The sequence below is a fragment of the Pedobacter sp. 10L46_2 genome (genome assembly GCF_056395165.1).
On the sequence record NZ_JBFTIZ010000006.1, the window covers coordinates 41,737 to 55,926 of the forward strand.

Below are 14,190 nucleotides of genomic sequence, written 5' to 3' on the forward strand. Positions count from 1 at the left end.
GTATACATATAGCTAAAATCACACTAAACACTAAACTAATAATTCATGGAAATTAAAGATTTAACAAAAGCAGAAGAACAGATTATGCAAATTTTATGGCAGATAGAGAAAGGGTTCGTTAAAGACGTAATGGATTTCCTGCCAGAGCCTAAACCGGCTTACAATACTGTTTCTACAATCATCCGCATTCTGGAGGTAAAAGGATTTATTGATCACGAAGCCTTTGGCAAAGCCCATAAGTATTTCCCTTTAATTAGCAAGGAGGAATACAAACGTCATGCTACAGAAAAACTGTTGGGCAACTACTTTGAAAATTCAGTGGAAAGCATGTTCTCTTTCTTTGTTAAAGAAGAGAAACTTGATCTGAGTGATGTTGATGAAATTCTTAAAATGATTAACAAAATTAAAAACAGACCAAGATGACCTGGGCACATTACATCCTTCAAGTCAATATTTACCTAGTTGTATTTTATGGCTTTTATAAGTTATTGTTAGACAAGGAAACTTATTTTCTATTGAATAGAATTTATCTGGTTGCTGCCGGAATATTATCTCTTGCAATACCCTTTTTAAGATTTGAATGGTTTACAACACAGCCGGCTACTCAACCGGTATATACCGGGGTTGTTCAAATCAATGATTTTATCACTCAAATGGCAGTCGTAAAAGACGATGCCAACAGCTTTAATCTAGGCAATACGCTGGTGTTTATTTACCTTGCCGGTATTTTATTCTTTGTTGGCAGATTTATCTTTCAGCTCATTTCTGTACAGATTTTACTAAAAAGAAAAAAAAGCGGATCAGCATTCTCCTTTTTTAAGAAAAAAGTTATTGACCAAAACCTACCGCAAATTCAAACCATTCAAAAACACGAGGAAATTCACATCCGACAATGGCACACACTTGACGTACTCTTTTTCGAAGTGGTGGGAATAATCACGTGGTTTAATCCTGTAATCTATTTTTATAAGACAACGGTTAAACACATCCATGAATATCTGGCTGACGAAGAAGCCGCAAGCTATCAGGGAGATAAAGAACAATATGCATTATTACTATTAAGCAGTGCATTTGGAATTCCTGCAAATACACTAACGAATAGTTTTTTTAATAAATCATTGATTAAAAAAAGAATCTATATGTTACATAAACCAAGATCCAGAAAAACTGCAATGCTAAAATACGGGATGTTTGTTCCTCTATTTGCAGTTACCCTGATTATGTCTTCGGCAACAATCAGAAACAATGAGAAAATAAAAAAAATAGCTGAGGAAATTCCTTTCGAAGAACCTTTAAACATTGTTAAACAAGCTATCAAAACAACCATTGTTGCTCCTCTTACATCAAATACTACAGGTATTGATTCATCGTGGACAGAATTTTATAAATACTTAAAAAGATCAATAAGGTATCCTGGAAATGCTTACAATTCGAATATTCAGGGAGCGAGTCAAATAAAGTTTACCGTTAAAAATGGAGTAATTGAGGGGGTAAGTGTTGCTACGAAAGCTTTAGGTGGAGGATGTGATGCAGAGGTAATGAGAGCTATATTAACCTATCCGGACTTTAAAGCAAATAATGACGGAAAGTACAGCCTTCCCTTTTCATTCACATTGATGGGTGACGAAAACACTACTACTACTTCCAATGAAACAAAACCTACACCTATTAGCGGTTATACCCAATTAAGTGAAATCGTTATAAGAGGTTATAAACCGAAAACAACTGATAAAAACGAAACCTTGAATGAAGTCGTTATTAGGTCTGGCGAAGGAAACATCAATGTGCAAAGCGAGCCAGTGTATGATTTTGTATCACTAGAAACACAACCTAGTTTTCCTGGAGGAATGAACCTATTTTACGAATACTTAAAGAAAAGCGTTAGGTACCCAAAAGAAGCTTTTGAAAATAAAATAGAAGGTAAAGTGTTTCTAAGTTTTGTTGTTGAAACAGATGGTTCATTAACAGATATCATGGTAGATAGAAAACTTGGTAGCGGCACTGATGAAGAAGCAGTAAGGGTATTAAAGGAAAGTCCAAAATGGATTCCGGGAGTTCAGGATGGCAAAAAAGTACGGGTAAAATATAACATTCCTATAAGTTTTGCACTAAACAGAACTACTGCCGATTTGCAAGGAAAAACACCAGGAATACAAATCAATGACGCTAGGCTATCAACTATTAATAGTCCTACACAACCTTTGTACGTACTCGATGGGGAAAAACAGAAGGATTTTAAATTAGCAAATCTAAATCAGGATGACATTGCCTCCATAGAAGTATTAAAAGATGAAGCCGCAACTACATTATACGGAAAAGATGCACAATATGGAGTCGTAAAAATTACTACTAAAGCTAAACAAGCACCTGATTTAAAGAAGAAAGAAGCCAAAGAGAAAGTTTATGACTTTGTCTCAACAACTACTCAGCCTTCATTTCCAGGCGGTATGGAGAAGTTCTACGACTACTTAAAGAAAACAGTTAAATACCCAAAAGAAGCACAGGAGAAAAACATTCAGGGAAAAGTTTTTATTTCTATGATCGTTGAAAAAGACGGCTCTTTAACCAATATTCATATAGACAGAAAACTTGGTGGAGGCACGGATGAGGAAGCAGTAAGGGTTATGAAAGCAAGTCCAAAGTGGACCCCTGGAACTCAGGGAGGTCAAAAAGTAAGAGTAAAATACAACATACCGATTTCATTTACGCTCTCTAAATAACGCTCAAATAACACAAAACCCCAGCTAAAATAGCCGGGGTTTTGTGTGTAATACCCTTGTCTCGTTAGATAAATCTATTAAATAGATTCCTCAGATACAAATTTTGCTGAATAAAAATCTCTATTCATACGTGCGATATTCTCTAATGATATTCCTTTAGGGCACTCTGCTTCGCATGCACCGGTATTGGTACAGTTACCAAAACCTTCAGCATCCATCTGAGCAACCATACTTTGAACCCTGCGATAACGTTCTGGCTGTCCCTGAGGCAATTGCGCCAACTGTGATATTTTTGCAGATACAAATAGCATTGCGGAAGCATTTTTACAAGTAGCAACACAAGCACCACAACCGATACAAGCTGCAGCCTCAAAAGCTGAATCTGCCTGAACTTTAGGAATAGGAAGATTGTTCGCATCCTGAGCATTGCCCGTATTTACTGATATAAAGCCTCCAGAAGCAATGATTCTGTCGAATGCAGTACGATCTACCATCAAATCTTTTATCACTGGAAAAGCCTTTGCACGCCATGGCTCAACAACAATGGTATCACCATCTTTAAATGAGCGCATGTGCAGCTGGCAGGTAGTGATACCTTCTTTTGGTCCGTGCGGTCTTCCGTTGATGAACATAGAACATGCCCCACAAATTCCTTCCCTGCAGTCATGATCAAAAACAACCGGTTCTTCACCTTTAGCAACCAGGTCTTCGTTCAGTACGTCGAACATTTCTAAGAAAGACATATCAGGAGATACTTCTGATATCTTGTAATCTACCAAACTGCCTTTGGCTTTGTTATTCTTTTGACGCCAGATCTTAAGCGTTAAATTCATATTTCCTGTACTCATAATATTGAGATTTTAGTACTTAGCTATTTATAACTTCTTTGTGCAACTTTGATATTTTCAAACTTCAATTCTTCTTTATGAAGTTCAAAAGTTACATCACCTTTATATTCCCATGCAGCAACATAAGCATAGTTTTCATCATCACGTAATGCCTCTCCCTCTTCAGTTTGATACTCTTCTCTGAAGTGACCACCACATGATTCATTTCTATTCAATGCATCCATACACATCAACTCACCTAGTTCAATAAAGTCGGCCACACGACCAGCTTTTTCAAGCTCTGGGTTCATTTCATCTGCACTGCCAGGTACACGTAAATCGCTCCAAAACTCTTTACGAAGTTGCTGAATTTCAGCGATACCTTCTTTCAGACCTTTTTCATTACGCGCCATACCACATTTCTCCCACATGATCTTTCCTAATTTTTTATGGAAATGATCTACAGATTTGGTTCCTTTAATAGACAAGAACTTGTCAAGAATCGCCTTGGCACTTGCCTCAGCTTCTACAAATGCCGGGTGATCTTGTGGAATTGGTTTAGTAGCCAGTTCTTTTGAAAGATAAGCACCAATAGTATATGGGATAACAAAATATCCATCAGCCAAACCTTGCATTAAAGCCGAAGCTCCTAAACGGTTCGCTCCGTGATCTGAGAAGTTAGCCTCACCTAAAGCATATAAGCCCGGTACAGTAGTCATTAAGTTGTAATCTACCCATAAGCCACCCATTGTATAGTGAACAGCAGGATAAATACGCATTGGCAATTCATAAGGATCTTCTCCGGTGATTTGCGCGTACATATCAAACAGGTTACCATATTTTTCTTTGATTACCTCACGACCTAATTTCATACAGGTTTCTTTATCCGGATTGTGGATATTGTGCTTACTAGCCTCAATTCGGCCGTAACGCTCTGTATTTGCTTTAAAGTCAAGATAAACGGCAAGCTTAGAATTACCCACTCCGTAACCGGCATCACAACGCTCTTTAGCTGCACGAGATGCAACATCACGAGGAACAAGGTTACCGAAAGCAGGGTATCTGCGCTCTAAATAATAATCTCTTTCATCTTCAGGAATTTCTGAAGCCTTACGAGGATCGTCTTTTTTCTTAGGAACCCAAATACGTCCATCGTTACGTAACGACTCAGACATCAGGGTCAGTTTAGACTGATGATCTCCCGAAACCGGGATACAAGTAGGGTGAATTTGAGTGTAACATGGGTTACCAAAGAAAGCTCCCTTTTTGTGCGCTTTCCAGGCTGCAGTTACGTTACTGCCCATTGCATTTGTAGACAAGTAGAATACGTTTCCGTAACCACCACTACACAATAATACAGCATGGCCTGAATGACGCTCAAGCTCACCGGTAAGTAAGTTACGCGCTATAATCCCTCTTGCTTTGCCTTCCACTACAACAACTTCGAGCATTTCATGACGGGTAAACATTTCAACTTTACCCATACCTACCTGACGCTCTAAAGCGCTATATGCTCCTAAAAGCAATTGCTGACCGGTTTGTCCGGCAGCATAAAATGTTCTTTGAACTTGTGTACCACCAAAAGAACGGTTGTCTAATAAACCACCATATTCTCTTGCCAACGGCACACCTTGTGCCACACACTGATCTATAATATTAGCACTTACCTCAGCCAAACGGTGTACGTTAGCCTCTCTGGCACGGTAATCACCACCTTTTATCGTATCATAAAACAAGCGATAAGTACTATCACCATCATTCTGATAATTTTTTGCCGCATTGATACCACCTTGAGCTGCAATAGAGTGCGCTCTTCTTGGTGAATCCTGAAAACAAAAACACTTAACCTTATAACCCATTTCTGCAAGGGTTGCTGCCGCAGAGGCGCCAGCAAGTCCGGAACCTACTACAATTATTTCGATGCTTCTTTTATTGGCCGGATTAACCAATGGCATAGAAGAACGTAATTTAGTCCATTTATCGGTTAATTCTCCTTCGGGTATATGAGCATTTAATTCTGCCATGTTATTTAAACTTAAGATCAAAAATTAATTAATATAGCCCAGATACATCACAATGGGCATCAATGCAAAAATCAAAGGGATAATGATTGAAAACCAAAAACCGAATCCTTTGATGAGCGGAGTATATTTCTTGTGGTTCCAGCCCAATGTCTGAAATGCAGAAGAAAAACCATGTAATAGGTGATAAGCTAATGAAACCATTGCCAGTACATAAAGTAACACCAACCACGGATTTTTAAACGTTTCTACCATTACAGCAAATAGGTCGTGGTTTCCGTTCGCATCTACTGTAGGAATTCCTGTAAAACGAGACATTACCCAGAATTTAGAAATATGAACAATCAGGAATATCAACAATAATGTTCCCAATAAACCCATAGAGCGGGAGTACCATTTACTATTAGCGGCACCATTGTTCACTGCATACCTTTCAGGTCTTGCAGCACGGTTTTGAAAAACAAGCCTAAATCCTTGAACAATGTGAGCAAGCAAGCCTGCAAACAACACAACTTCCATTGCGCGGATTATCCAGTTGGTGCCCATAAAATGTGCGCCCATATTAAAGGTTAAGCCACCGTCATTAACAATAATCAGTGAATTGATGAAACAATGCACGACAAGGAATGAGATAAGGAACAGGCCGGTGATACCCATTATTAATTTTTTTCCTATAGATGAGGAAAAAGCGTTTCCGAAACTAGCCATTAGAATTATATTTTAGTTCTGTTGTGCAAAAGTATTTAATAAAAGAATTAATATGTTAATTTCAGATACAAATCGACTATTTAGAAACATTCTAATATTACAATATTATGATAAATAAAAAACGGAGAACAACTTTCGTTATCCCCCGTTCCAATTATAGAAAAATGAGCTTAGAAACTGAATGTGTAATTCCCATTCGGTCCAACACCTGAAATGGTAGTCATTCCATTTTTTGATGATGGCAATGCGTCTTCTACATCTTTAATACTGTTCACGGGTTTACCGTTTACTGTTGTAATTAACATTCCTTTAGGAATATCTATAGAATCAAACACCTTACCTTCTTGTATGTCAGTAACAACCACTCCGTTTTTAACGCCATACTTAGCTTTTAGCGCCGCTGGGGCTGGGGCAAAAGAAGCACCAAGTTTCCCAATGCTGGCTCCGGTAGCTTTTCCTGTCGAAGCAGTTTTAGTTGAAACGCCACCTGTATTATCTCCTTTCAAAGTAATGGTAGCATTTTTCTCTGAACCATCTCTTAGATAGGTAAGCTGAACTTTATCACCAGGACTTAAACGTCCAATTTTTTCTTGCAAATCTGGTGAATCATAAATTACAGCACCTTCAACCTTTTTAATGATGTCTCCTTTTTGCAAACCTGCAGCTGCTGCTCCGCTACTAGGCACTACATCAGTAACATAAAGTCCGGTATTTTCCTTAATCTGGAATTTCTCAGCCTGATCCGCATCTAATGGAGCAAACATTACACCTATATAGCCACGCTTAACTGTACCAAATTTTCTGAAATCATCAAGAATCTTTTTAGCCAAATTGATTGGAATAGCAAAGCCGTAACCCACGTTTGTACCAGTTTGTGATGCTATAGCTGCATTAATACCAATTAACTCACCATTTGCATTTACCAACGCACCCCCGCTGTTTCCAGGATTAATAGCCGCATCTGTCTGAATGAAAGATTCAATACTGCTGTTTGTACGTGTAGGCAATTTACCTGTTCTTTGGTATTCATCATACTCTTGCTGAGTTGGCTGATCCTGAGTTCTGGCCAAAATACCTATGCTACGTGCTTTTGCACTTACAATACCGGCTGTAACAGTTGTTTGTAAATCAAGCGGGAAACCTACAGCCAATACCCACTCACCAATCTGAACATTATCAGAATTTCCCATTTTTACAACTGGCAAATCAGTTGCATCTACTTTTATAAGGGCCAAATCTGTATTTGGATCTTTACCGATCACTTTAGCACTCACCTTGCGTCTGTCAGACAACACCACCTCAATTTTATCAGCATTTTCTACCACGTGATTATTGGTAACGATATAACCGTCTGGAGTCAATATTACTCCAGAGCCGGAGGCTGCTCTTGGTGCACGTTGCATTCTTCTGCCCCCTCCACCAAAAAACTCATCGAACATATCCATTGGAGATGACTCGCCACTACCGCCTGAATATGAGGTTCTGATATGCACTACCGCAGGCGAAACTGCAGCCGCCGCTTCAACAAAATCAACCGCCCCAGCCGAAGAGATCTTAGAATTACTTGCAAAAAGTACTTTTTGCTGATCCTGAAACGATAATTGAGCAGTTTTTGGTTCTAACAATTTGTAGCCACCAATTGCAGCTGCACCACCTATAAATGCAGCCAACACTATTAATCCTATTCTTTTCATTTATATATTATTTATTTTATTTCCTTTTGTAAACTCATACAAGTCTCATATTTGCTTACAATTGCTTTTCTTTTCATTGATTTAGTCAAATTTAATACCATATCAACGATATTTGCATCTGAAATAAGTCACGAATACTGTTAAAAAATGTTAAATGAACACCACGCATTAAAGATGAACATTCACTTCTTCAAATACCAGGGAGCTGGCAACGATTTTATTCTGATTGATAATCGCGATCTTTCCTTTAAATATACGGATAATAATGCTGTTTTACAACTCTGTAACAGGCGTTTTGGCATTGGTGCAGACGGTTTAATGCTTTTACAAAACCATGCAGATTACGATTTTGAAATGCTTTATTTTAATTCAGATGGTAACCTGGGCAGTATGTGTGGAAACGGGGGAAGATGTATAGTAGCGTTTGCCAAACACCTGGGTGTAATTGATCAAGAGACTGATTTTTTGGCAGTTGACGGGCCGCATTATGCCAAGATTTCAGAAGAAGGCAATTGGGTAGACCTCCAGATGATCGACATCGACACCATTAATAAAGATGGCGACGCGTATGTTCTAAATACAGGATCGCCTCATTATGTAGCAGAAATGCAAAACTTAAAGGATTACGATGTTTATCAAAACGGCAAGGCGATAAGAAACAACGAAACTTATAAAAAAGAAGGAATCAATGTAAACTTCGTAGAAGATAAAGGCGATTACCTGTTTGTCCGCACTTTTGAAAGAGGTGTAGAAGATGAAACCTATGCCTGTGGAACCGGTGTAACTGCTGTTGCGCTATCAATGGCTCAGCACAATCATCAAATTGGACATATAGAAACTCCAATTAAAGTTCTTGGCGGAGATCTGAAAATCCAATTTGATTACGATGGAAAACAGTTTACCAATGTATTCTTGTGTGGTCCGGCCGAACAAGTTTTTGAAGGGGAGATTAGTATTTAACAATACTATCTCTCTGCAAGATGAGCTGCTACACCTATCTTAATTTCCCCGAAAGAATAATCCCGTCCAAGGTAGTCTCTAATGGGACTCATCTGCAGGGTTTTCAACTCTGTTATTGCATCCAGTATTTTATCCAGTTTTTTCGATCCAATAATATCTTTAGCCGAGACCTCTTGCCTGGCAACATAATGTGCAAGATGCCCTTCAATAGTCCCTATTACCATTTTGCGTTCGGCTGCAATTTCAGCTATCGTTTTTCCCTCCTTTAATAATACAAGCGACAGCTCTTTGGTATCAACTTTAGGTGCCTTTTCTACCTTGGCTTTACCAACACCCGATTTCGGCTTAGAGGTCTTAGATTTCTTTTCTGTAAAATCAAGCTTACCCGGCATAGCAAATACTTTTTCCATCTGAGACGCTCTCTTTGCCTGATCAATGAGCTCACTAACATCCTTCTTGGTAAATTCAACACCATTTATGGTTGCCTTTAATAATGCCGTTGCTTTACTGATTTTCTTTACCTGCTCATAAAACAACCCTTCCATCTCTAATAGCTCTGTTAAAAAAGCCACTACTTGCTTATCCTGCTTTACCAATTCCATTCGTTCAAAGATCCTCTTTGAAAATCCGGACAGTAAAGGATTAAAATAGTTCTCAGCTGCAACAGTTCTATCGAATAATGCAGACAACCCTTCTTCTGTTTTAAGTTGCGACAGTCGTTGTATTTGTCCTAGAAATTTATTTGCATGTGCCTTCAGCTCACTTAGATCCTTTAACAGCTGTGCAGCCCATTTATGATGTTTTTGCTTTGCAGATTTATTGATATCCTTGGTATAAGAATGCACGTGGTCGTAAACGTAATTATCAAGCGGATTCAGATCAAAACACTGCAATAGATAAGAACGCAAAAACGCGTCACTTTCTTCCTTTATCTGCGCTTCCAGCCGGGCTGGTTCCTGCTTATTTCTCGAAAAGAAAGACACATTCTGATCTTGTCGTATACCCGATCCTGAGATAAGAGAGGTAAGAATCAGACCATCTAATGAACGGAGACGAGAAAGCGCCACGTATATCTGTCCGGGCGCAAATGCATTCCCAATATCAATAATCGCCTTTTCAAAAGTTAAACCCTGACTTTTGTGTACTGTAATTGCCCAGGCCAGTTTAAGAGGATATTGTGTAAAAGTACCTGCCAAGTCCTCATGAATTTCGCCTGTAACCTTATCAGTAGTATACTTTATATTCTTCCAGGTATATTTTTCCAGAATGATCTTTTCGTTACTGCCTTCTGCCTGCACTTCAATCAGGTCGGTTTTTAACGCAGTAACGACGGCTATCTTACCATTAAAGAAGCGTTGCTCACCAGTTGGGTCATTTTTAATAAACATTACCTGCGCCCCAACCTTTAACTCTAAAATATGTTCTGCAGGATATGAATACTCACTAAAATCATCTTCAATTTTTGCCACATATAAATACGAAGCAGCCTTTAGCTCTTCAAGACTTTGCTTATTCAGCGTATCGGCCTTATTATTATGTGTAGTTAAGGTAATGTATTTGTCGTTTATCGAGGGCTTAAAATCTGCCTTGTAATACTTTTCAAGCAAAGCTACATCCTGCGCAGTTACCGTATTATTACGTAAATTATTAAGCAGGTTTATAAAAACTTCATCGGCCTGCCTATAAATTTTTTCAAGCTCGATATATATCGGCGGATTGTTTTGCAGAGCAAGTGCATCAAAGAAATAAGCGCTTTTATAAAATTGCCCAAGTAAATTCCACTCAGTCGATTTTACAACCGGGGGTAACTGATGCAGGTCGCCAATAAACAATACCTGAACTCCACCAAAACTTGCCGAATTGTTTCTTCTGATATAACGTAAAATCATGTCTATTGCATCCAGCAAATCTGCACGCAACATACTCACCTCATCAATAATCAGCAATTCCATATCAATAATAACCTTACGTTTTGCTGCGGTCATGTTTAAATGCCTTACAATAGATTTCGGTGTATTATATTGCTGATTGTAGTGATCTCCATCCGCATCCGGCTGTTTTGGCAAATAGGTTCCAAAAGGCAGCTGAAACAAAGAATGTATGGTAACGCCTGCTGCATTTATAGCAGCAATACCTGTAGGAGCAGCAATAACAGCTTTCTTGTGCGTAAGCTCAATTAACCTTCTTAGAAATGTTGTTTTACCCGTTCCTGCTTTTCCCGTAAGGAATATATGCTTAGAAGTATAATTCACAAACCTTGCAGCAAGTTCCGCAGGATTAGCACTTTCAGAATTCGACATGCTACAAAGTTAATAAGAACTTACTACTTAAACCTAATCGGTAAAAAATGCGTTACAATCTGCGTTTTAACATTCTTTAACAAACTTTAACAATTCCCTAATTTCATTACTAAACTTTTAGTTATATCTTGTACCCAACAAAACTCCTAATATGAAATTAACCTCTCTAACACTCCTGCTGGTGTTCAGTTCGATGTTATTGTTTGCTCAGAACCAATATTCGATCAAGGGGGCTGTAGTAGATACTGCTGCCACCTATAAGATGGTAAACACAACAATAACGGTATTAAATCAAAAAGATTCCACACTTGTAAAGTACACACGGGCCACCCCCGAAGGCACATTTGCTTTAAACAACCTAAAAGCTGGAAAATTCATCCTCATGGTAACCTACCCTGGTTATGCCGATTATATTGAAGATTTCGCTCTAGACTCTGCCAAATCAACTAAAGACTTTGGCAACATTAGCGTAATCCTTAAAGCTACCCTACTTGAAGGGGTAATTATACAAGGAAAAGCCGCAGCAATTAAAATTAAGGGAGACACAACCGAGTTTAATGCCGCCAGCTTTACCATACAACCCAACGATAAAGTAGAGGACCTGCTTAAACAACTTCCCGGCATACAGGTCGATAAGGACGGAAAAATTACTGCGCAGGGTCAAACCGTACCAAAGGTATTGGTAGATGGCGAGGAATTTTTTGGTGATGACCCAACTCTGGTAACCAAAAACCTTCGTGCCGATATGGTTGATAAAGTACAGCTCTATGACAAGAAAAGCGACCAGGCAACATTTACAGGAATTGACGATGGAGAAAAGACAAAAACCATTAATATAAAATTGAAGGAGGACAAGAAAAACGGTTACTTCGGAAAAGTTGAAGGCGGCTTAGGCACAGATAAATTCTATAAAAGCCAGGCCATGTTTAACGCGTTTAAGGGGAAACAAAAGTTCTCTGCTTATGGCATATCAGGAAATACCGGCCAAACCGGGTTAGGCTGGGGAGATAGAGATAAATACGGAGGCTCATCCAATAATATGGAGTTTAGCGATGATGGTGGAATATATTTCTATGGGAACAACGACGACTTTGACTCTTTCGACGGACAATACAATGGGCAAGGTATTCCATCAGCTCATAGCGGTGGGCTGCATTATGAAAACAAATGGGATAGTGATAAACATGCCATCAACTCAAACTACAAAATAGGCTCAATTGGTGTTGAGGGAACAAGGGATAACCTCACTCAAAACAACCTGTCTAACGGCGTTACAAACAGCAGTTCGCATCAAAAGTTTGACAACCTGATGTTCAGGCAAAAAGCAGACTTTACGTATACCATAAAGCTAGACACAACATCAACATTAAAAATAATGGTTGATGGAACATTAAAAAACAGTAAAACAAGAGATAATTTTATCTCATCAACCTTAAGGGGAGACAATTCGTTACAAAACTCGACCGACAGAGAGCTAAGTAATGATGGCGACCAGAAACTATTCAACGCAAGCGCCTTATGGACTAAAAAGTTAAAAAAGAAAGGAAGAACCCTCTCAATAAATGTTAAACAAGCAGTAAATGAAAACCAAACTGAAGGACACCTTAATTCAACAAGCGAATTCTTTAATGAACTTGGCGATAAAACCCAAACAGAATCAGTAAACMAATTCAAAACCAACAACACACACAACCAAACATTTAACTCCAACATTACTTACACCGAGCCACTATCCAAAACAATAACACTTGCATTAAGCTATGGTCTGGGTGTTAACAACAGCAATTCCGATCGTAAATCATTTAACCAAACCGCATCAGGAGCGTATGACGAATTGGATAGAGAGTTCAGTAATAACTTTGACCTGGATCAGCTTTCGAACCAGGGAGGAATAACATTCAATTACAAGAAAAATAAATCGACAATAAATATTGGCACCAAGGTAAGTGATGTAAAGTTTCAACAATTCGATGCATATACCGATAAAACCTTTAAAAGAAACTTTACAAACTGGAACCCTCAATTTACTTATCAATACAGGTTTTCTCAACAAAAATCTCTGTATTTCGGGTACTATGGCAATACCAACCAGCCTAGCATTGATCAGATTCAGCCAATTAGGGTAAATACAGATCCATTAAATGAAACCATTGGTAATCCCGATCTAAAACCGTCTTTCAGAAGCGGCCTTAACTTGTATTACAACTCTTACAAAATACTGAGCGACCAATATGTATACTTTAGCAGTAGCTACTCTTTTACCACTAATCCGATAGTAAACCACACTACAACAGATCGTCTTGGGAAAAACTTTTATCAGTCTATTAATCTAAGCGACAAAAGTCCGTACAACTATTATTTCAATTTCGGAACAAGCAGAAAGATCAAATCTATAGATATGAGTGTGGGCCTAAACCTTAGTTCAAACGGAAATGTAAATTATACAAGAGTAACAGACACGGTAAGAACAGAGCTAAACACTACCAAATCGTATGGTTATTCAGGAAGCTTGAACATATCCAAATACAAAGAGAAAAAGTTTGATTTCCGGATTTCCGGAGGACCAAGCTACAACGTTATCAGCTCTTCTTCAAGAAACAGCACCAACAACAAGGGCTGGGGATTTCAGGGAAATGCAAACTTTAACATATACCTACCCGGCAAAATACAAATTGGCTCTGATGGTAATTACCAATTCACCGGAAAGACACAAACCTTTAACGAGGATCTGGAACGCTTTATATGGAATGCAAGCATCACCAAAAAGTTCTTTAAACAAGAAAACCTAAGGGTTTCACTATCCGGAAACGATTTACTTAACCAAAACGTAGGCTTCAGCAGATATGCCAGCGGCAACATGGTTAATCAAAACAGCTATACAACTATACAAAGATATTTTATGTGCACAATTAGCTGGGATTTCAGCAAAATGGGCGGATCAGCACCTACTAAAAAATAAG

9 protein-coding genes are annotated in these 14,190 nt (G+C 38.5%); 4 read left to right on the forward strand and 5 right to left on the reverse strand.

Annotated elements, in window-relative coordinates:
* The first annotated feature begins 45 nt into the window (after nucleotides 1-45).
* Both AC1DDX_RS01565 and AC1DDX_RS01570 read left to right on the forward strand, forming a co-directional pair.
* Nucleotides 46-423: a BlaI/MecI/CopY family transcriptional regulator gene (locus tag AC1DDX_RS01565; protein WP_048907820.1), complete on the forward strand. Its 378-nt coding sequence runs from the start codon at nucleotides 46-48 to the stop codon at nucleotides 421-423.
* The gene (locus tag AC1DDX_RS01570; protein WP_337717299.1) at nucleotides 420-2,720 is read left to right on the forward strand and encodes a TonB family protein; all 2,301 of its coding nucleotides are present in this window, start codon (nucleotides 420-422) and stop codon (nucleotides 2,718-2,720) included. Before AC1DDX_RS01565 ends, AC1DDX_RS01570 begins: the two co-directional genes overlap by 4 nt.
* Before the next feature lie 77 nt (nucleotides 2,721-2,797).
* Here the strand turns inward: AC1DDX_RS01570 and AC1DDX_RS01575 are convergent, their stop codons facing one another.
* The 4 genes from AC1DDX_RS01575 to AC1DDX_RS01590 all read right to left on the reverse strand — a co-directional run bounded on the left by AC1DDX_RS01575 (nucleotide 2,798) and on the right by AC1DDX_RS01590 (nucleotide 7,970).
* Entirely contained in the window at nucleotides 2,798-3,568 is a 771-nt protein-coding gene (locus AC1DDX_RS01575; protein WP_172661807.1) for a succinate dehydrogenase/fumarate reductase iron-sulfur subunit, read from the reverse strand.
* A gap of 23 nt (nucleotides 3,569-3,591) precedes the next feature.
* A complete protein-coding gene (locus AC1DDX_RS01580; RefSeq protein ID WP_288884288.1) occupies nucleotides 3,592-5,571 on the reverse strand; it encodes a fumarate reductase/succinate dehydrogenase flavoprotein subunit in 1,980 nt (659 codons plus the stop codon).
* 24 nt (nucleotides 5,572-5,595) lie between these two features.
* A complete protein-coding gene (locus AC1DDX_RS01585) occupies nucleotides 5,596-6,276 on the reverse strand; it encodes a succinate dehydrogenase cytochrome b subunit (protein WP_172661809.1) in 681 nt (226 codons plus the stop codon).
* A 170-nt stretch (nucleotides 6,277-6,446) separates the two neighbouring features.
* Nucleotides 6,447-7,970, reverse strand: coding sequence for a Do family serine endopeptidase (locus AC1DDX_RS01590; protein ID WP_288884287.1), 1,524 nt, complete (start codon nucleotides 7,968-7,970; stop codon nucleotides 6,447-6,449).
* 174 nt (nucleotides 7,971-8,144) lie between these two features.
* On the opposite strand from AC1DDX_RS01590, the gene dapF reads away from it, so the two are divergent.
* Entirely contained in the window at nucleotides 8,145-8,930 is a 786-nt protein-coding gene (gene dapF, locus AC1DDX_RS01595) for a diaminopimelate epimerase (protein ID WP_288884290.1), read from the forward strand.
* Nucleotides 8,931-8,935: 5 nt separating this feature from the next.
* Here the strand turns inward: dapF and AC1DDX_RS01600 are convergent, their stop codons facing one another.
* Nucleotides 8,936-11,230: a helix-turn-helix domain-containing protein gene (locus AC1DDX_RS01600; RefSeq protein ID WP_288884286.1), complete on the reverse strand. Its 2,295-nt coding sequence runs from the start codon at nucleotides 11,228-11,230 to the stop codon at nucleotides 8,936-8,938.
* A gap of 151 nt (nucleotides 11,231-11,381) precedes the next feature.
* Here AC1DDX_RS01600 and AC1DDX_RS01605 point away from each other — a divergent pair, with 151 nt between their 5' ends.
* Complete coding sequence (locus tag AC1DDX_RS01605) at nucleotides 11,382-14,189, forward strand: outer membrane beta-barrel protein (protein WP_477621726.1); 2,808 nt, start codon at nucleotides 11,382-11,384, stop codon at nucleotides 14,187-14,189.
* Nucleotide 14,190 lies beyond the last annotated feature (1 nt).